Genomic DNA, 21028 nt, shown 5'->3' with positions numbered 1-21028 from the left:
TAAAATACTCTTTTATCTATTATAACTCTTCCCCTCTCGTTTCGATCACACATTTATACCAATGAAACGAAAGTTTCTTCTTACGTTTTAAGTTATCATTATGATCGACAAAAATAAAGCCATATTGCTTTTTATATCCATTTAACCAACTTAAAAGATCAATCACTGACCATGCATAATAACCTTTTAAGTTAATTCCCTCTTCAATTGCACGCTTCATTACTTTTAAATGCGCTTCAATAAATTTAATTCTCGGAACATCTACAATTTCTCCGTCAATGATTGGATCTTCATCACCAAGTCCATTTTCCGTTACATACATCTTTACGTCACCGTAACGCGCTTTCAACATATGCAATCCCTCTAAGAAACCTTCGGGAGATATTTCCCATCCCCATTTTGTATATGTTTTATCATCCATTTTAACTGTTCGATAAAAACCATCAAAAGAAGGGTTACCTGGAGCAAGCGTTGAGTTTTCTCGAGAATGTTCCTCACTCTTTATATCCATATCGTATCTTTCTACTCGTATTGGTTGATAATAATTCAAGCCAATAAAATCATTTTCTTCTGCATTTTGTTTAATGATTTCTAATTCTTCAACCGTCCAATTAGGAGTCCATCCTTTTTCCTTTAATTGTTGTACAACATAAGACGGATACTCGCCCTTTAAAAGTGGATCATAATACCAATACGTTTCATATTCATTCGCATGATTTGCTGCTTGTATATTTTCTTTTTGATCATCCACACTATAAGCAGGTAAGAAAACATGTGTAATCCCAATCTCACCATATTGTTTCAGCTGCTTGTACACCGCAACTGTTTTCGCATGTGCATAAAATACATAATGAGTCGCTTGAAAATACTTTGGAACATCATTTTGGATTCCTGGTGGATGTGCACCTTTTAAATAACCTAATCCACAAAACATTACTGTCTCATTAAAAGTAATCCAATGCTTAACTCTGTCACCAAATGCCTTAAAACAAGTTTCTGCATATTTTACGAAAGCCTCTGCTGTTCTTTTATTCGTCCATCCACCATCTTTTTCTAACGGTAATGGTAAATCCCAATGATATAAAGTGACAAACGGCACAATCCCGTATTTTAAACATTCATCAATTAAGTTGTTATAAAATTCAATCCCTTTTTCATTTACCTTTCCATCTCCAGTCGACAATATTCTCGCCCAAGAAATAGAAAAACGATACGATTCTAATCCCATCTCAGCCATTAAGCGAACATCTTCCTTATATCGATGATAATGATCAACAGCTACATCACCATTTGTTCCATTGTATGTTTTGCCAGGAATTTTTGAAAACTCGTCCCAATTCGTAACACCTTTTCCATCTTCATTCCATGCACCTTCTACTTGATAAGAAGCTGAAGCAGCTCCGAATAAAAAATCATGTGGAAACTTCATAGTATATACCTCCATTTCATTACAACAAATCAAATTCAATCATACATATAAAATTTATAGGTACAAATTTTATATGTATGATTATATCTTATGTTTTTATTTTTTTCTATTATAAAAGTACAATTTCTATTGTTGGTTATTGGAAAAGAAAAAGAAGCGATATATTTTATCGCTTCTTACTCTCATCATCTTTATTCTTTTATTAATGACTTATTCGCTCTTATAACTTCTTGATACAATAATGGTGACCACTTTTCATTTATGTAGTCTTGAATTACCCAGCCCACTCTCAAAGGATTCTTTTGTTTTATATAGTTTGCAATTTCAGGATTTATATAAGAGGCATAGTAATACGGACTATTCCATGCTGTACCACCAGAAGACAAGCTTGTAAAATTAATATATAGATGATTTAAATCCTCGCTATTGTTCATCGTTTCATCCATCGTATCTTTAATAGATTTTACTTTCTCATCATAATTCACTTTATATTTATCTTGTACTGTTACATTTACATTTTGGTTTACAGTTGTGGTAAACGTCTCATTATCTGGCCAATAAAAATTATTATATCCTCCAGATTCATTACTACCACTATATCTTTTTAGTAGTACAATTTTCCCACGAGCATCTCCAAGTTTTATATTTCCTTCTGTTTTTAAAAAGATAGGATCAACAAAATAATTTTTTTCAAACGTACTACTAAATGAACCTTCTGCCCCTTTCATATCCTCATACTCTTTTTTTAAAGACATAATAATTGTTTCACTCGGGTTATCTTTTAAAAATTGTTTCGCTTCATTTATGAATTCATGCAGTGTTACGTAAAGATATAATGGCCCATGATGAAGAACTATCGTATTATCATCTGTTAAACGTCCTCTTATATCAAAAATGCGAGCTCCATGGTCCATTTGATAGCGAAAATCATATTCTTGCGTCATTCCCCACACTTGCTTAATCGGATTTTGCAACTTGAACGTCCCACTATCGTGTGTTCCTGGAATTGAAATTCGTGCTAACGGGATATTATCAGGTATAGGTTGCATCCATTTTGACCAATTTTCAAGCTCATTAACAGAGCTAGCTGCAACTACTCTCTTATCATGTAAAGCAAATACAAATGTGATAAATATTGTACTACATATGAATAATTTCAAAATTAACTTCTTATTGCTCATTATTATCCCTCACTTTTTCTGTTTTTACATCAAACTTATTGAATATAATATAAGCTAGTTCATAAAAAATAAATAACATTTCATCAATATGAAATATTGCATAGAAGTAAAGTTAAAAAATCATTCACATATACTAAATTAGAAAAATTTAAAGGAACTTCATCTGAAGTTCCTTTTGCTTATTTTATGTTCAATACATATGAACCATCTTTATTCTCATATTTATAGACGTATAAATAATATTTCCCTGGCTTTGCATTATAAGTTCCTTTAACTACATTTCCTTCATTTTCACCATATGCTACATAGTTATTTAAATCTGATTCATGATGAAGTACCCATGTCATTCCGATATTTTGTTCATTTAGTAGAGAAATATTAATATTTTCCGGTGAGTCAATTTGGAAAGTAAATACATCTACTCTATCACTATTATGTAGCGTTCCTTTCACCGGTGTATGAAAGTTAACTTTATTTGCCTGTCTAGGCTCATTGTTTGGTTCATTTTCTGTTACTTGTAACTCATTCCCACCGTTTGGTTTTCTTTGTTCATAACCTAAGTTTACTAGTATAGACTTCAAATCTGGTAAAACACCAATTTTATCTGCATATGGATCTTTAGATTTTGTTCCTGTGCTCTGGTTGCTTAATATTGCTCTTAGTTCACTTGGTCTATATGGTTGTCCTAAATTTTCTTTAGCAATGCTTTGTACTAAAGTGGCTGCCCCAGCAATAATTGGCGAGGCACTAGATGTTCCGCTAAAGCTTGAAGTATAAAGATTTACAGCACTTCTACTTTGCTCGGCTGTAGTTGTATCTACATTTTCTCCCCATCCGTACACATCAATACGGCTTCCATAATTCGAAAACCACATACGTTCATGAGGGAAAGATGAAGAGCTAGCTCCTACCATAATTGCACCCGAATCTTTAAAATCTTTACTATTACGATTTAAGACTTGCTTACCTTTTCTATCTTTGAACTGATCTAAATCATTCCACCCATTTGCTCCAGCCTCTATAATTACAATTCCCTTATCTGTACCAGCACGAATTGCATCAAAAATATCTGGTTGTACTTCAACAGGTAAATATTGATCACCATATCCATCAAAGGATGCTTGCGCCTCTAATAATAAAACATCCCCAGCTTCTAACTCATTTACAGCGCTTAATATTGCATCAGCCGTATTATACTGTCCGTTATCTCTTATTTGAGAGATAACCTTTGCTTTCGCTTTTGGCGCAATCCCAATATTCCCGACTTCATTGTCCTCAGAGGATACAATTCCTAGTACAGACGTCCCATGACCGACATGCTGATTTATATTTCTTCCAGACATTAATTCAATATTTTGATGTAATAAATCCTCATGATTTAATAGCCATCCGTATTCCATATCAACAAAAGTAATACCATTTCCATTACCGCCTTGAATTCCCCAGGCGAAAGGCGCATTAATACCGTATGGGGCTGCTTTAAGATAACCTTGTTTTTTAAATCTAGGATTGTTATTAGGATTAAGAGCTACACTTGATGATTGCACTTCAGGTGGCATTATTTTCTCTTGTTTCTTCATATACGCATCTTCTATTAAAGAAGATGCCTTTAACTTATCTACTATTTCTTCATACCCACTATTTTGATTTTGAAGAATATAGTAGTTTAATAAACTTGTAGATACATGATTAGGTGCTTTCACTTCAAGGTTTTGTATTTGTTCCGGGCTTACAGATGTGAATAAACGAGTAAATGTTACATCTGGATATTCTGTCAAAAGATCTTTTATTACTTTATCATTCGTTTGAGATTGTATTCGTTTTTCAATACCATCTTCATATGGCAAATCCAAATCCGCTTTAAATTTTACAATGATTTGCTTATCTGTTTCTTGTTCTATCCCTAATTTACTCTGCTGTTCTATAGAATCAGCATATACACTATTGATAGTGCCTCCTGTTCCTAAAAGTGTTGTAATGATTACAGTTGACGCACACATTTTTTGAAATATTTTCATTACATCAATCCTCCTATTAATAATTATTAATCATTATATTAATCTATAATGATTAATTCTATAACGTATTCCCTTTCTACTAAATAGATTATAGTAATCAGAAATATGAACTTCAATGTATTTTCATATGCAATATTTCATATTCTGACTCTACACTAAACGAATATGAAACTTATAGTGATTATTTATTTTATATGTGCTAATATACTTACATTAATATATTACGCATATACACATTCCAAACTACATTACTTAATCGTTTCACCTTAATTTTTTCTTAGGAGGATTTACAATGAAATTACTAAAAATAAAACATATAATTCCTTTATCTGCGGCCGCAATTACATTCGTATGTAGTCAAAGTACAGCTGAAGCTTCTACCATTCATACAGTAAAAAAGAACGATACACTTTGGGGCATTAGTAAACAATACGGAGTTTCAATACAATCCATTAAACAGGCTAATAATAAAGGAAACGATAAAACCTTTATTGGCGAACAGTTACATATTCCAGGGTCCGTGAAATCAAATGAAATCACTGTTCCTCAAAATGCCAAGCCTGCGAACATTTCTGAACAAATTATTTATCAAGTACAACCGGGAGATTCATTAGAAACGATAGCAAAGCGTTACAATGTCACTGTCCAATCTATAAAACAAATGAACAATACAGTCGGAAACAAGCTTTATACAGGACAACATTTAAAAATCAACTCAAGTATTTCACAAAAAGAAAAAGACTTAATGGCACGCTTAGTTACCGCTGAAGCAGGTGGCGAATCCTATAAAGGAAAAGTAGCAGTAGCCAAAGTTATACTAAATCGTGTAAATGCAAAAGGTTTTCCAAATACAATAACAGGCGTTATTTATGAACCTATTAAATACGGATATGCATTTACTCCTATTACAGATGGAAGAATTAATCAACCTGCAAGTGCAGAAGCAAAAATGGCTGTAGAAGAGGCTATCTCCACAAATGGAGTAGATTCAGACTGGATTTATTTCTACAATCCAAAAACATCAACGGACAAGTGGATTACGACACGTCAAACAGTAGCAGTAATTGGTAATCATGTGTTTGCTAAATAAGATTTAAAATCATTAACAGACCTCTTCACTTAAAAGGTCTGTTTTTTTCTATGTAAGATGTTATTAATCATATGACATAGTTATTTTTTTAACTGTTTCTTCTTTCAAATAAAAATTTTTGTATTTACTCCACCACTCGTAGAAATTAATAAAGCATCAAGTTCAAAAACTCCCACTTTATTAATAAAAGCTATTTCTTAACTTCATAAAATTGTTATACACTAGAAAAATAAAAAACAAACTATTCGTTAGCAGGTGGAAGAATATGTATGATATTACGATTATCGGCGCTGGAGTAAGTAGCATTTTTATGGCTTATTCACTAGCTAAAAGTAACAAAAAAGTTTTAATTCTTGATAAAGGTAAAGCGCTAGAAGATCGCCATTGTCCTTTAGACGAAGGAAAAGTGTGTAATTGTACTACATGTGATAAATATTTCGGGTTTGGTGGTTTAGGCAAATCTGAAGGGAAATTTAATTATACAAACGGATTTGGCGGAGAACTTGAGAAAAAAGTCGGTAAAGAGGGTTTTATACAACTCATGGCTGAAGTAGATGAAATTCTATGTCAGTTTGGTGGAAGTTCGGTTTCAAAATATTCTACTGAAAATTCAAGTCTCACTAAGAGAGCTGAAGCGTGTGGTTTACAAATGCTAACAACAGAAGTAAGACATCTTGGTACTACACTTTCCAGTAACATTTTTCAGCAGCTCTATGAATTTTTACTGACGAAAATAAAGATCCAATTTCATATAGATGTACAACATATTCTGAAACAGGAAGATCATTTTACAATAGATACAAATCAAGGAACAGTTCAAACTAAGCAACTAGTATTTGCAACTGGGCGCTCTGGGGCCGATTGGTTAAAAGAAATGTGCAGTTCCCTAAATATTTCTCAGGAGCAAACACGTGTAGATTTAGGAATTAGAGTAGAAATGAAAGAACATCAATTACGTTCTATATTAAAAGATACTTTTGAAACAAAACTTTCTTATCAAGGTGAGCATTTCACAGCAACTACTTACTGTATGAATCCAAAAGGACGCATCATTCGAAAGTACGAAGAAGGTTTAGTTATGCCTGACGGTCAAAATTTTCGAGAGCAAGGAACTGGCACTTCTAATTTAAATTTCACTTTATTTATTCCTCGCTATTTTCCAACTCTCAAAGAAGCAAATGTATACGCAAGTTCAATTATTAAAGGCATTAACCAAGGACGAGATCGGGTTGTTATACAGCGCTTAGAGGACTTACTAAAGAAACAACCTACAGCGGAAAACAGCATGGAACATAGCCGTATACAGCCTACACTACAGGGGGATTATGGAGATTTGAATCAAGAAATTCCTCAATTATATATTGAAGGGCTCAAAGAATTTTTATTACGTTTAGAACAATTTATACAAGAACCTATTGATCAACATACTTTACTATATGGAATTGATGGAAAGTTCTATGCTCCTACGATAAAAATTAATAATCATTTTGAAACTAGTATACATGGGCTATTTTTAATTGGAGATTGTTCAGGCGTTACGCACTCATTATCTCAAGCAGCTGCAAGTGGTCTGTATGTTGGAAAGTACTTATCTGACATTTAATTTCTATCATTAAGATTCTAGTCAAATATTCCTAATTTCAAAACACTTTACTTATATAGTAAAAATATATTAATAAGCCCTCCTATCCTTCCCGGCTAATGATTAACCGACAAAAAATCGGAATTTTACAAGATACATATGTAATATAACTACATATTTAAAACTGTTGGTATTCAATTCTAATAAATTGAATGTCAACAGTTTTAAAAGTCCCTATCCATTTTCACTTTCATTTGTTCGATATTTTGTAACATCATCATAGTGTTTAATATGGTAGGATGTCTATAAGTCAATTTCACTACAACTATGACTTGTTCTGTCCGTTTCTCAAAAAGAGTTATATTTATGCTACTACGCTTTAAAAATCCCCATTGTATGTATATGAATACTTCAAATTATTCCCTTTAGAAAACAGAGTCTAAATGGTTCATTACACTCTAATAGTTATAAAAACATAATATATAACTTCAGTTAAATAAATTGTATAAAGAAGGTGTAAAAATGAAGAATAAAATAAATTTACAAATGCAAAATATAAGCTTTGTTATAATAATGGCTTTAGCAGTATGGTTAAAAACATATCTTATTACGCGATTCAGTTTTGATTTAAAAATCGAGTCTTCAACGCAAGAGCTTATTTTGTTTATTAGTCCTCTAGCCGCATCATTAGCATTTGTTGGATTAGCATTATTTTCAACTGGTGAAAAGCGAAATTATATAGCGCTATGTATTAATTTCTTATTAACAATCGTACTCGTTGGAAATGTAATGTTCTATGATTTTTATAGTGATTTCGTTACATTACCAGTACTTGGACAAACCTCAAACTTTGGACAATTAGGCGGCAGTATTATAGAAATATTAAACTACAAAATTATACTCGCATTCGTAGACATTGTTTTCTTCTTTATTTTATTAAAAAAGAAATCATTGGTCTTTAAAACCGAACGTGTAACTCATTCTACACGCTTGTTATACTTTCTTTTAACAATTGGTGTATTCTTTGCGAATCTACATCTTGCAGAAAAAGAGCGCCCTGAATTATTAACGAGATCATTCGACCGAGTAATGCTTGTCAAAAATTTAGGCCTATATACTCACCAAGTATATGACTTAACACTGCAAGTAAAAGCCGGTTCACAAAAAGCGCTTGCTGATAGTAGTAAATTACAAGAAACTGAAAACTACGTAAAAGCAAACCAAAGCGAGCCAAACCCTAATATGTTTGGTGCAGCGAAAGGAAAAAATGTAATTGTCGTCACTCTTGAATCCTTGCAAACCTTCTTAATAGGCGCATCAGTCAATGGGCAAGAAGTTACACCATTCCTAAATGAATTCATAAATGAAAGTTATTACTTTGATAACTTTTTCCATCAAACTGGTCAAGGGAAAACATCCGATTCTGAATTTCTAATCGATACGTCGTTGTATCCATTAAATCGAGGGGCTGTATTCTTCACACACGGTAACAATGATTATACTGCAACTCCAGAAATTTTACGTCAGCAAGGTTATTTCACTTCTGTATTCCATGCGAATAACGCAACATTTTGGAATCGTAATATTATGTACTCTGCTCTTGGTTATGATCGTTACTATAATGAGCTTGATTACAAAATTACACCAGAAACAAATTTAAATTGGGGATTAAAAGATATCGAATACTTTGATCAATCAGTAGATATATTAAAAACTGTTAATCAACCATTCTATGCTCGTTTCCTTACTTTAACAAACCATTATCCATTTACGTATGATGAAGATACAAAATTCATTGAACCATACAACTCTGGTAATGGCGTATTTGATCGTTACATCGTAACAGCACGTTACTTAGACGAATCAATTAAAAAATTTATTGAACGTCTAAAGGCCGAGGGGCTTTACGATGATTCTATTATTGTGTTATACGGTGATCATTATGGTATTTCCGAAAAACATAATCGTGCAATGGCACAGTTTTTAGAAAAAGATCAAATAACAGAATTTGATACTTTAAATTTACAACGTACACCTTTATATATTCATATTCCTGGACAAACAGAAGGTCAAACTATTTCAAAGCCTACTGGACAAATCGATATGAAACCTACTATTCTAAATTTATTAGGTGTTGATTCTACGAATGATATTCGTTTTGGCCATGATATGTTTTCAGATGAATATACTGGCTTTGTTGTTTTACGTGATGGTAGCTTCATTACAGATAAGTATGCATACAAAAACAACACTTTCTACGACCGTATAACAGGTGAAATTGTAGATTTACCAAAAAAAGAAGCTCAAGCCCTCATTAAACGTGCACAAAATGAATTACGAATGTCTGACAAAATTATTGAAGGCGATTTATTACGCTTCTCAGAAAGCAATAAAATTAAAACTGGCGAAGTACAAACTAAAATTAAAGAAACAGAAAAATAATCTATATATGAAAAAGGAGCAACTTATTACAGTTGCTCCCTTTTACTTTTATTCTACGCTTGTTTCTAAAGCTACATCCGTATAGGTATTATCATTACCTATATTTAAAATTACTTCACATTGACGCAATCTCAATTCAAAGAGCATGATAGAATCATGATAGATTTCAGGATTTGATTTCATCTTATGTAATATCTCTTGTTTTTCTTGTATTTCTAAATGCGTGTTTTCTACAGCTTGCTTTAAGGAGTTAAATGGATTCCTAAAGAATATATTAATATCTCGCTCTTGTGTGTTTTCAAACAGCTCAAATTGCAAGAAAAATTTCTTCATAATAGAAGCCGTTACCTCAGTATAATCTTCATTTTCTACATACTGTTTGTATTTGTTATATAGCATAGATTTATTTTTAGGAAGAACTCCAAATAATTTACCGGCACTTTTCAGTAAAAATTGTGCTGGCGTAAATCGACGTAAAATATTTACTTCATCCATTTGTATTCTAGTCGTCATCCTGTCAGTATCTCTGCGCCAGTCATCAAGCACTTTAAAGTCAGATTCTAACTGTATTCTATTTTCTCCAAATAGTGAATTAAGCCCTTCACTAAGTTCTTCTAAATACGTTTGGCTTTGAAGAAGCTCATTATTAGAAGTTGCAATCCAATTTTGCATAGAAAGAGCAAGATTAGGTAGTACAGTTTGTTCTAAATATTTATGCACTCTTTCATTCATTGCTTTATTTAGTTCCGTATCCATGTGCCCGAAATCACTTTCTTCACTAATTATATTAGAACAACTCTTTAATATCTTCGGGATATTTTCAGTAAGATCATTCGTAATTTCAGTCTTCATTGAACGATATGATTGTGTAATGAAATGAATTTTTTCCCTCTCAAATGCAGTAAGGTTATTAATGCTACCGTTTAGTTTCACTAGCATATCTTCATTCCAATTAATAGCATCCACTAGATTGTTTTCTTTCTCAACACGTTTATCCAAAAGATATGTAATTGTTTTTCGAATGAAATATAATAACTTTTCAGTACGTTCTGCATCGATATGTTTATGATTAAAGTTAAAATGAATAAACTCAGTTAAATCATTTAATTGTTGACTACTTGTATATAACGAAGAATAAGGGAAAATTCTCGCATGTGGGAAATATGTGTTTATTCTCGCTGCCGTATCATGTAATACCCTTTTTACTTCTGCTTCACTGTAAATGTTATCGATTTTATTTAATAAGAAATGAATTTGTAAATTTGGCGTATGTTCTTGAATACTTAATAGAATGTCACGTTCTTTATCAGTAAAAGGTGAATCCGCATTCAATACGAATAGTAATTCGTCTATAGAATTTAAATATTCGAATATCTCATCTCTAGTGTCGTTATTCCTATTAAAGCCAGGTGTCACTACAAATGTAAGTTTATTTTCATTTAAAAATCTGCATGGTAATTTAAATTCAACACACGCTCTATCTCTATATGTTTGATGGTGCTGAGACATCATATTATGGTAATCAGAGACATCTTCCGTTGTTGTAATTGCTGAGTCTGTTATGGCGTTTATTTCTATATGAGCATCATTTTTTAAAACTACTACATTTGAAATTGATTTTTCTAATATATTTTCTCCTAATATAGAGTTAATAAATGTAGTTTTTCCGTTTCCTGAAGTTCCCGTTACTAAAATACGATTTGTTCTTAAATCTGCGAGCTCGTCAACTAGCCATTTAAATCGGTGACCTATTTCTATATTGTGCTTTTGTGCCCATTGTGTAATAGATTCAAAAAGATGTAAGCTGTACTCTAAGCCATTTACATGATTAATAGAATGTGACAGTAAATTTTCCGCATGTTCTATATTTGCTGAATCTATTTTGGAAGGGAAAATCTCATCCCATGCCAATACAGCTGCAGATGGAAATACAGCATAAGATGGATTGACTACCTTTAACCAATTTGCTAACAGATTTGGTATGATATCGTTTAATTGTCTAAGCGTATATTGACCTTGAATTAATGCAAAGTACGTTTCTTCGTAAAGAGCAGAAACTTTGTTCCATATATCGGACGAATGTATTTCAATATGTAAGAAAAATTCATTTATTGTATTAAGCCATAATAAATAATTTTGTTCATCTTTATAACTGTTCCAAAGTGATGAAACCATTTGTGTAAATTGTACTTGATCTACATTATTTAATGTAGCTAATGCATCATAAAAATAGTCTGGTGAAATATGTTTAGTAAACCCTTTATCGATATATCCTTTTAACACCTCAAACCACGGATACGATTCTATTCGAATTAACTCATTCACAGCAAGCTCTACTGCACTATCAAAATCTTGCTGTTCCTCATAAAAGGAACGGGCAATTTTTGTGACATTCGGATAATCAGGATTTAAAGAAACTGCTTCTTTAATAACACCGAAAGCTGAGTCAAAATTATTTTGCTCAATGTAAAGAGAAAGTAATTGTAATCTAATTTCGGTCATCAATATTTTATTATCAGTAGTAACGGAAGTATAAATATTTTCAGCAAATGATAATTGATTAAGTTCGAAATAAGCATCCGCAATATTTTTTTGTGCCCATGGTGCTAATTCATTACTAACCTTCTCCCATTTAAAAATAGCTGCTTCAAAATCTTGATGACGATAATAAAATTCACCTTGTGCAAAACGAATATAAGACCCATCAGAAATCTGATTTTTTTCTTCGTTTACATAAGCTTGTCCAAGTACGTCAAGAGTTGGTTTTGTTTCATTTTCCATTAGGAATGTTTCATAATACACCTTTTTTATTAATTGTTTTTCTAATCTCATCTTTTCCCCCACTATATCTTGAAAATACATTTTTAAGATATGTCAATACTTTTTGTATGTATGCTTTTTATCTTAACAAAGAATATCTTTTGGAAAATTTCATTTTCCTTTCATTTTTCAAGTTAGATTGAATTTTTATGAGAAAAGTTTCAGTTTTTTTTCAATTTCCTTTCAGTTATGAAACAGCATTAAATGTTCCTAATAACCTAATAACACTATAATATCCCACATTATATTATCAGGAAAACCCCATATAAACCATATTATAAAAACAATCTATATTGAATTTATATGCATAATTCACTGTGCTGTCAAACAAAAAAACAACAATAGGAGCTAACAGCTATCCTTACCATTTCTTCTCAAATTGTTTTCCTTTAAAATGTTTCAGTGGTTATGTAATTAAATTCCATTAACCTATATAAATAACTAGTCCAAAAAAAATCTATATGCATATCATGTTATAGTAAAGAATTTAGGAGATCCTAAAAGGAGGCATTTTCATGTTTGAAGATAAATCTAAAATAAATTACCCATATGAATTTACTGAAACTACAACAGTTCCTCTAAAGAACCCCATTGATAAAAAATTCAAGAACGGGACAGGTACACATAACTTTCCAATTAAGAAGCACTATAAAGAGCAAGTTCTATACACTGAAAAAATCAATAATAATAAAAATAAATAATTGTATAGATCCTTATAACAATTAGCCAAATAAGAAGCAACATTTGGCCATGCATAGTTATTTGGTTAGTAATGTAGAAACCTTTATTATACAATTCATGCACCTTTTAAAAAGTGCTGTATACAGCGCTTTTTTATACATAGATAAATTTAAGCTAACGCAACCAAGAAATAAACTGCAAAATTACTCCACCTTATTTTCGTTTAACAATTAAATCTACATATTAAAAGGGAGCAACAGTAAATGTTGCTCCCTTTTGAAAAGTAATTTTATTCACTCTACATAACCCTCTTAAACATCTTCTCCAACTCATAAGTAGAATGATGCACAAGAATCGGTCTTCCGTGTGGGCATGTGTATGGATTTGTTGTTGTACGTAATTCTTCCAGTAAGGCAAATATTTGATCGTTCGTTAAATATTGATTCGCTTTAATGGATGCTTTACAGCTCATCATGATGGCTGCTTCTTCACGTAACTTTTTAATATCAACTTTTTTTAGTTTAACAACTTGCTCCATCATTTCATCGATAATTTCTGTTTCTTGTCCTTTCGGGAACCATGTTGGATGCGAGCGGACGATAAAGGATTGATGGCCGAATTGTTCTAAAAATAGCCCGACTTTTTTTAGTTCTTCTAACTGTTCTTCGACACGTAAAAATTCAGTAAGAGATAGATCAATACGGTACGGTACAAGTAACTCTTGTACTTCTTGCGCTACCCTTCCTACTTTATCACGGAAGTATTCATAATTAATACGTTCCTGCGCGGCATGCTGGTCAATCATATATAAGCCTTTATCATTTTGAGCGAAAATATATGTTCCATGCATTTGTCCAATTGGATAAAGTGGTGGTAAGTCATTCCCGTTCATTTCAATCTCTTTTATTTCCCGAACTTCTTCTTCTAATTCCTCTAGTTCAAAGTCCTCTTCATTACTGTCCCACGATTTCTCTTCTTGAATTGGTTCTTCGATTATCGGTTTAGTAGATGGTTGCCAACTTTGTTCTTCTCTTATGAGCGACTGTGGTGGTTGCCATTCTTGTTTCGGCGGTTGCCACAGTTGTGGTGGCTGTTTCACAGCCTGCGGTTCTTCTTGTTTTGCATCCATTCCAGTTGGTAAAACAATGTCCGGCATAGATGGTTCTTTCGGCTTTGCATGCTCAAACTGGAACTGTTCTTGCACACTTTCGTCTTTTTCTTTTTTCTTCGTTGTTACGCCTGCATCTGGAATGAGCTGTATTTTTTTAAATGCAGCTTGCAATGTTTCTTCGATCAGCTTTAGCAATTCTTGTTCTTTACTAAAACGAACCTCTAACTTCGCTGGATGTACGTTAACGTCAACTAGCATTGGATCCATTTCAATCGATAAGAAGCCAATTGGATACCGGCCGACTGGCAGTAATGTATGGTATCCTTGCTGAATTGCTTTCATTAGTACAAAGTTTCGAACGTAACGACCATTTACGATCGTTGACATATAATTACGAGATGCTCTTGTTACTTCTGGTAATGTTACATAGCCTTTAATTGTAAAGTCTAAAGATTCAGCTTCAATTGGAACAAGCTTCTTCGCAACTTGAATACTGTAAATCGATGCAAGTACTTGCCTTACATCACCGTTACCTGATGTATGAAGCAATTTCTTTTCATTATGAAACAGTTTTAACGATACTTCTGGATGTGACATTGCAATACGATACACGATATCTGTAATATTCCCGAGCTCCGTATGAATGGTTTTCATATATTTAAGACGCGCTGGTGTATTAAAGAATAAGTTTTGTACTGTAATATCTGTTCCTTTTCGGCTCGCAGTTTTCTCTTGTTTTATAATGTCTCCACCTTTAATTATGAGGTGTGTACCAGGCGCATCACCTGTGCTAGTAATTAATTCTAATTCACTAACAGAGGCAATACTCGGCAATGCCTCACCGCGGAAACCGAGTGTTCTTATGCGAAACAGATCGTTTTCATCTTTAATTTTACTCGTCGCATGGCGTTCAAAAGCGACGATACAGTCTTCTTCTGCAATACCATCACCGTTATCAATGATACGAATTTTCGATAACCCAGCTTCTTCTAAGTGGATTTCAATAGATGTACTATTCGCATCGATAGAATTTTCCACAAGTTCTTTTACGACTGAAGCAGGGCGCTCTACTACTTCCCCTGCCGCAATTAAGTTAGAGAGTTGGTCATCGAGTTTGCGAATTTTCCCCATCTACTTACTCATCCTTTCTTTAACTTCTTCTGTAAGCGATACAATTCGTTCATCGCTTCTAAAGGTGTCATATCAAGTAAATCAATTTTTTTAATTTGCGCAAGTACTGCGCTTTCTTTTTGATCAAGCACAGGCTTGTCTTGTTTTTTTGAAGATTGGTCTCCTCCAAAGAAAGATAGTTGTGACTCTTCTTCAGTCTCTTCTTTCTTTTCTTGTATTTCTGCCGGTTCTTCTTTTACAACTACAGGTTCTGGAACAACTTCTTGTACCTTTACTTCTACACGCTTTGGAATAATAATTTCTTCCTGTCCTTCTAGTTGTGCTAACACTTCTTTCGCGCGGGCGATTAAGCTATCTGGAAGCTCTGCAAGTTGCGCAACGTGAATTCCGTAACTTTTATCAGCTGCTCCATCTTGAATTTTATGAAGGAATACTACTTTTCCATTCTCTTCAATTGCTGAAACGTGTACATTTTTCAGTTGATCTAAACTCTCTTCTAACACAGTCAATTCGTGATAATGCGTAGAGAATAACGTTTTTGCACCAATTTGGTCATGAATATGTTCAATGATTGCTTGTGCAAGTGCCATGCCATCATACGTAGATGTACCTCGTCCAATTTCATCGAATAAAATTAAACTTCTTTCTGATGCGTTTGCAATTGCATTTTTCGCTTCTAACATTTCGACCATAAATGTACTTTGACCTGATATTAAATCATCCGCTGCACCAATTCTCGTAAAGATTTGATCAAATACAGGTAATACTGCTTCTGTTGCTGGTACGAAACAACCAATTTGTGACATAACCGTTACAAGTGCTAACTGTCTCATATACGTACTTTTACCAGACATGTTCGGTCCTGTAATTAAAAAGACATCCATCTTCTCTGGCATAATACAGTCATTCGGTACATACAATTTCCCGTTCAATACTTTTTCAACGACAGGATGACGACCATCTTTAATAAAGATTTCACGCTTCGTTGCTAGTACAGGTTTTACAAACTGTTCTTCTTCACTAACTGTCGCAAAACTTTGCAGTACGTCTAATTCACTAATTACTTTTGCTAAATGTTGTAATTTCGGAATAAATACTTTTACTTCTTCACGAAGCGCTGTAAATAAATCGTATTCTAGTTGTACAATTTTTTCTTCTGCTTCTAAAATTAACGTTTCTTTTTCTTTCAGTTCATCTGTAATGAAACGTTCAGCATTAGCAAGCGTTTGTTTTCGTTCGTAGCGGCCTTCTGGAAGTGCTGCAAGATTCGCCTTCGTCACTTCAATGTAGTAGCCGAAAATACGGTTGTACCCGATTTTTAACGATTTAACTCCTGTAATATCACGCTCTCGTTTTTCAAGCTCAGCGATCCACGTTTTTCCGTTTTTACTAACGTAACGATATTGATCAAGCTTGTCATTATAACCGTCTTTAATAATATCTCCATCTTTAATAGAAAGCGGTGGGTTTTCTTGAATACTTCTTCCTAGTAATTCAGTTAAGCTCTCACATGGATCCGCTCCTTGAATTAACCTTGCTGCATAAGCATTATCTAACAAACTAATCGCTTCTAAAATAGCTGGCACTTGAAGTAAAGATCGTCTTAACTGTAATAAGTCCCTTGCATTGACATTACCAAATGCAACTTTTCCTGCTAAACGTTCTAAATCATATACTTCTTTTAATTTTTCTTTTAAATCTTCACGTAAGAAGTAATCATTTACAAATGTTTCAACCATTTCTAAACGCTCTTCAACTTTTTCTTTCTGAATAAGTGGACGTTCCATCCACTGTTTTAACATACGACCACCCATAGCTGTTTTTGTTTTATCCAATAGCCATAATAATGATCCTGTTTTTTCTTTCGTTCGAAGTGTTTCCGTCAGCTCTAAATTTCGCTTTGAATGCACATCAATTTTCATAAATTGATTCGTATAATAAATTTCTACAGGTTGTAAATGATCTAATGAACGTTTTTGTGTTCTTATCACATAGTTAAATAAGCGTCCAATTGCTTTAATTAACTTTGCTTGCGAAACATTTTTCACAAGATGTTCTAATCCTTCAGGAATTGCCGTTGCATCTTCATATGAAATTGTCATTTTTAACGTTTCAGTTAATTTATTTAATTCATCTTTAGAAAATGAAGAATCTACAACAATTTCTTTCGAACCAGTTGCATACACTTCCAATAAAATATCTTCTACTGAACCAGTCAATAACGTTACTGTATTTTGTCCAGTCGTTAAATCATTACAAGCTAAAGCATATGATCCATCTTCAAAATATGTTAATGCGGCTAAGAAGTTGTTTTCTTTCTCATCAATTGTACGCCCTTCCATCATCGTTCCTGGCGTAATTAGTTGTACTACTTCACGGCGCACTACACCTTTAGCTGTTTTTGGATCTTCCACTTGCTCACAAACAGCAACTTTATATCCTTTTTCAACAAGTTGTTCAATATAGTTTTTAGCTGCATGATGGGGTACACCGCACATCGGTATACGATCACTACTGCCACCATCTCGGCTCGTTAATGTAATCTCAAGCTCATGAGCTGCTTTAACGGCATCTTCAAAGAACATTTCATAAAAATCGCCTAATCGGAAAAATAAAAAGGCATCTTGATAGTCTGCCTTAACCTTTAAATATTGCTGTATCATAGGGGTATATTGCGTCATACTTTTCCTCCATAATTCTTACATAGTAATCAATTTTCATATATGTCACATTTCACGGACATCCATATCTCCTATTTCAGGAGTCTATCTTCATTATAACATATTTCATAAAGAATCATGTTCATTCAGCGCCACTTATGTAAAGTAAAAAGCTAGGAAGAACTTCTCCCTAGCTTTCTATTACTCTTCTTCTGCATCAACGATAAAGTTCGGATCTAATTCTTCAAATTCATCATCAGCAATTTGGAAATCATCATCTGATTCTACGCAGCCTTCAGGATTTACACTTACACAAATTTTCGTTTCTCCAACTACTTCTGTTACAAATTCACGTTCTACAGTTACAACAATTTTATTACCGTTTGGTGATACAAGCGCTTCTAAACAATTTGGTGGCTGAATAACACGAGCAATAATTTCTAAATCGTCACCAGAAAAGTTTTTATCACGATAACCAATGCTTACTTCGTCCGTGTAGTTCACGCGTTCTGTTACAACTTCAGTCTTTGTATTTCCATCAAATGAATACCAAGTGTTCACATCATAGAAACCTTCAATTTCCACATGCTTCCCATTCTTTCTTGCTTCGTACGAGTGGTTAATTACCCAGCACCCTAAAATACTTGTTGGTTCATTATTCGATTCACATGTATGCGTTGACTTTGTATACTTACGTCCTTTTCCAACCACTGCTTTTGTAATAATCTCTCTAAATTCGGACATTCGTAACCCTCCTCAATCACTATTCACTTAATCATATGCGTGACAATAGCGGAATGTGTCATTCTTTTTTTGAGAAGAACTTACGTTTAATCAACTAAAAAAAAGAGATGTCAAAATGACATCTCTTTAACAACCACAATTTCCTTTTTTACTTTCTACCGCTGCGCCAGTTTCACCCTTAAGTACATCGCCACCAGTTGAAATTAATATTTCATCTGTTACGTTGTTAGAAATTGTACTAGCAACTAACTGTAATAAGTCATTTACATATGTTTGTGAAGATTTAAATTCTTGTACAACTGGAATACTGTCTAACTTATCTTGCAATGCATCAATTTCAGCTTCTACCTTTTTTAAAGCTTCCCATTTCCCGTAATGTTGCAAGTTTACTGCTTGTTTTTGCAGTGCTTTAATTTCATCGATTGCGCGCTTTACATTTTCATTTTTATGAATTTGCGCCTCTGCTTTCTTAAAAAAATCAACCTCTTCTGTTTCAGAAATCATTTTTGCTAATTCTTTCGCTTGTTCAACAATGTCATCTTTCGAATATACTTTCATCTATTATTTCACCTCAATCGGCTCTTCAACTAATTCCCCGTTAAGAGACCAAGTTTTTGCTTCCGTTACTTTTACTTTCACAAGCTGACCAATTAAAGATTTTGAAGCAACGAAGTTTACAAGTTTATTCGTACGAGTATAACCTGCAAGTACTTCCGGATTATTTTTACTTTCCCCATCAACTAACACTTCTACAATTTGACCTTTATAACGACTATTCTTTTCAATTGCCAACGTATTTACTAGTGTATTTAAGCGTTGAAGACGTTCTTTCTTTACTTCCATCGGTACATTATCTTTCATTTTTGCAGCTGGTGTACCTTCGCGAGGAGAATAAATAAATGTAAAGGCAGTATCAAATCCTACTTCACGATATAACGACATCGTTTCTTCAAATTGCTCATCTGTTTCATTTGGGAAACCAACGATAATATCTGTTGTTAATACTGCATCTGGAATTGCTTCTTTAATTTTTCTTACAAGTTCTAAATAATGCTCACGCGAATATTTACGCGCCATAATTTTCAACATATCTGTACTTCCAGATTGAACTGGTAAATGGATATGTTCTACTAGGTTGCCACCTTTGCCAAGTACTTCAATTAAGTGATCATCGAAATCACGTGGATGGCTCGTTGTAAAACGAATACGGGCTATATCAACTTTACGAAGTTCGTCCATTAAATCACCAAGACCGTATTTTACATCTTCAAAATCTTTACCATATGCATTTACGTTCTGTCCAAGTAATGTAATTTCTTTATAACCATTCGCAGCTAAGTGACGAATCTCTTGGATAATATCTTCTGGACGTCTACTTCGCTCTTTTCCTCGTGTATACGGTACAATACAATACGTACAGAACTTATCACAGCCATACATAATATTTACCCAAGCTTTAATATCACCACGGCGTACTTTCGGAAGGTTTTCAATTACGTCGCCTTCCTTTGACCAAACTTCAACTACCGTTTCCTTCGAGAACATCGCATCTTTTAGAATGTACGGTAATCTATGAATATTATGCGTTCCAAACACCATATCTACATGCTGATTTTTTTGCATAATTTTATTTACAACAGATTCTTCTTGAGACATACAACCACATACACCAATTAAAAGGTCCGGATTTCTTCGTTTTAGTGACTTTAAATGGCCTAGTTCACCAAACACTTTATTTTCAGCATTTTCACGAATGGCACAAGTGTTTAATAAAACTACATCTGCATCCTCAGTTGAAAAAGTTGGTTCATATCCAAGTGTTGTGAAAATACCTGCCATTACTTCCGTATCATGCTCATTCATTTGACAACCATATGTACGAATATAGAACTTTCGGCCTGTACCAAAATTGCGAAACTCTTCAGGTAAGCCAAAATCCCGTTCAATTTTAACTTCTTCTTTCCCGCGCTTTTTCGCATCCTTTAAGGAAGGTGGTTGATATACACTTTCAAAGTATTTACTATAATCTTTCTCTTCTTTTTTCGTAGAGGAATTTGCTTGTTGACTTGCTAATCGTTGTTGCTCGTTCATCGGTAATCTCCTTTCACCCTTAACTATACACACTCTATAGTCCATTTT

The 21028-nt window shown here is 33.4% G+C and carries 13 protein-coding genes; 4 read left to right on the top strand and 9 right to left on the bottom strand.

Going from position 1 to position 21028, the window contains the following annotated elements; all coding sequences use genetic code 11:
• Window positions 1-19: 19 nt before the first annotated feature.
• The 3 genes from ATL10_RS17000 to ATL10_RS16990 all read right to left on the bottom strand — a co-directional run bounded on the left by ATL10_RS17000 (window position 20) and on the right by ATL10_RS16990 (window position 4628).
• Entirely contained in the window at window positions 20-1429 is a 1410-nt protein-coding gene (locus tag ATL10_RS17000; protein WP_110497176.1) for a glycoside hydrolase family 1 protein, read from the bottom strand.
• A 191-nt stretch (window positions 1430-1620) separates the two neighbouring features.
• Window positions 1621-2610 carry a phosphatidylinositol diacylglycerol-lyase gene (plcA, locus tag ATL10_RS16995; protein ID WP_000066297.1) on the bottom strand — a complete coding sequence of 330 codons (990 nt, stop codon included), beginning with the start codon at window positions 2608-2610 and terminating at the stop codon, window positions 1621-1623.
• 179 nt (window positions 2611-2789) lie between these two features.
• Entirely contained in the window at window positions 2790-4628 is a 1839-nt protein-coding gene (locus tag ATL10_RS16990) for a S8 family peptidase (protein ID WP_110497174.1), read from the bottom strand.
• Window positions 4629-4920: 292 nt separating this feature from the next.
• Here ATL10_RS16990 and ATL10_RS16985 point away from each other — a divergent pair, with 292 nt between their 5' ends.
• The 3 genes from ATL10_RS16985 to ATL10_RS16970 all read left to right on the top strand — a co-directional run bounded on the left by ATL10_RS16985 (window position 4921) and on the right by ATL10_RS16970 (window position 9742).
• Entirely contained in the window at window positions 4921-5718 is a 798-nt protein-coding gene (locus tag ATL10_RS16985; RefSeq protein WP_090977230.1) for a cell wall hydrolase, read from the top strand.
• Between the two features lie 265 nt (window positions 5719-5983).
• Window positions 5984-7321, top strand: a complete 1338-nt coding sequence (locus tag ATL10_RS16980) for an NAD(P)/FAD-dependent oxidoreductase (RefSeq protein ID WP_000272120.1) — start codon at window positions 5984-5986, stop codon at window positions 7319-7321.
• Window positions 7322-7822: 501 nt separating this feature from the next.
• The gene (locus ATL10_RS16970; protein WP_000791039.1) at window positions 7823-9742 is read left to right on the top strand and encodes an LTA synthase family protein; all 1920 of its coding nucleotides are present in this window, start codon (window positions 7823-7825) and stop codon (window positions 9740-9742) included.
• A 48-nt stretch (window positions 9743-9790) separates the two neighbouring features.
• On the opposite strand, the gene ATL10_RS16965 is transcribed toward ATL10_RS16970, so the two are convergent.
• Entirely contained in the window at window positions 9791-12574 is a 2784-nt protein-coding gene (locus tag ATL10_RS16965) for a dynamin family protein (RefSeq protein WP_110497172.1), read from the bottom strand.
• A 503-nt stretch (window positions 12575-13077) separates the two neighbouring features.
• On the opposite strand from ATL10_RS16965, the gene ATL10_RS16960 reads away from it, so the two are divergent.
• Window positions 13078-13263: a hypothetical protein gene (locus ATL10_RS16960; RefSeq protein ID WP_000461138.1), complete on the top strand. Its 186-nt coding sequence runs from the start codon at window positions 13078-13080 to the stop codon at window positions 13261-13263.
• A gap of 278 nt (window positions 13264-13541) precedes the next feature.
• Here ATL10_RS16960 and mutL read toward each other — a convergent pair whose 3' ends face one another.
• The 5 genes from mutL to miaB all read right to left on the bottom strand — a co-directional run bounded on the left by mutL (window position 13542) and on the right by miaB (window position 20980).
• The gene (mutL, locus tag ATL10_RS16955) at window positions 13542-15485 is read right to left on the bottom strand and encodes a DNA mismatch repair endonuclease MutL (protein ID WP_000516465.1); all 1944 of its coding nucleotides are present in this window, start codon (window positions 15483-15485) and stop codon (window positions 13542-13544) included.
• An 8-nt stretch (window positions 15486-15493) separates the two neighbouring features.
• Window positions 15494-18166, bottom strand: a complete 2673-nt coding sequence (mutS, locus tag ATL10_RS16950) for a DNA mismatch repair protein MutS (protein WP_110497170.1) — start codon at window positions 18164-18166, stop codon at window positions 15494-15496.
• Window positions 18167-18346: 180 nt separating this feature from the next.
• Entirely contained in the window at window positions 18347-18889 is a 543-nt protein-coding gene (gene cotE, locus ATL10_RS16945; protein WP_001288799.1) for an outer spore coat protein CotE, read from the bottom strand.
• 126 nt (window positions 18890-19015) lie between these two features.
• The gene (locus ATL10_RS16940) at window positions 19016-19447 is read right to left on the bottom strand and encodes a YlbF/YmcA family competence regulator (protein ID WP_000870460.1); all 432 of its coding nucleotides are present in this window, start codon (window positions 19445-19447) and stop codon (window positions 19016-19018) included.
• A 3-nt stretch (window positions 19448-19450) separates the two neighbouring features.
• Window positions 19451-20980, bottom strand: a complete 1530-nt coding sequence (gene miaB, locus ATL10_RS16935; protein ID WP_001005393.1) for a tRNA (N6-isopentenyl adenosine(37)-C2)-methylthiotransferase MiaB — start codon at window positions 20978-20980, stop codon at window positions 19451-19453.
• Window positions 20981-21028: the final 48 nt, after the last annotated feature.

The organism is Bacillus sp. 196mf (assembly GCF_003217275.1).
Lineage (GTDB): Bacteria > Bacillota > Bacilli > Bacillales > Bacillaceae_G > Bacillus_A > Bacillus_A thuringiensis_S.
Note: the sequence above shows the minus strand (reverse complement) of the source record. Positions and strands in the feature narration are given on the sequence as shown.

Bases quoted from the DNA above. Each gene is read 5' to 3' on its own strand.
- ATL10_RS17000 (WP_110497176.1), bottom strand. From the start codon at position 1,429: ATGAAGTTTCCACATGATTTTTTATTCGGAGCTGCTTCAGCTTCTTAT.
- plcA (WP_000066297.1), bottom strand. From the start codon at position 2,610: ATGAGCAATAAGAAGTTAATTTTGAAATTATTCATATGTAGTACAATA.
- ATL10_RS16990 (WP_110497174.1), bottom strand. From the start codon at position 4,628: ATGAAAATATTTCAAAAAATGTGTGCGTCAACTGTAATCATTACAACA.
- ATL10_RS16985 (WP_090977230.1), top strand. From the start codon at position 4,921: ATGAAATTACTAAAAATAAAACATATAATTCCTTTATCTGCGGCCGCA.
- ATL10_RS16980 (WP_000272120.1), top strand. From the start codon at position 5,984: ATGTATGATATTACGATTATCGGCGCTGGAGTAAGTAGCATTTTTATG.
- ATL10_RS16970 (WP_000791039.1), top strand. From the start codon at position 7,823: ATGAAGAATAAAATAAATTTACAAATGCAAAATATAAGCTTTGTTATA.
- ATL10_RS16965 (WP_110497172.1), bottom strand. From the start codon at position 12,574: ATGAGATTAGAAAAACAATTAATAAAAAAGGTGTATTATGAAACATTC.
- ATL10_RS16960 (WP_000461138.1), top strand. From the start codon at position 13,078: ATGTTTGAAGATAAATCTAAAATAAATTACCCATATGAATTTACTGAA.
- mutL (WP_000516465.1), bottom strand. From the start codon at position 15,485: ATGGGGAAAATTCGCAAACTCGATGACCAACTCTCTAACTTAATTGCG.
- mutS (WP_110497170.1), bottom strand. From the start codon at position 18,166: ATGACGCAATATACCCCTATGATACAGCAATATTTAAAGGTTAAGGCA.
- cotE (WP_001288799.1), bottom strand. From the start codon at position 18,889: ATGTCCGAATTTAGAGAGATTATTACAAAAGCAGTGGTTGGAAAAGGA.
- ATL10_RS16940 (WP_000870460.1), bottom strand. From the start codon at position 19,447: ATGAAAGTATATTCGAAAGATGACATTGTTGAACAAGCGAAAGAATTA.
- miaB (WP_001005393.1), bottom strand. From the start codon at position 20,980: ATGAACGAGCAACAACGATTAGCAAGTCAACAAGCAAATTCCTCTACG.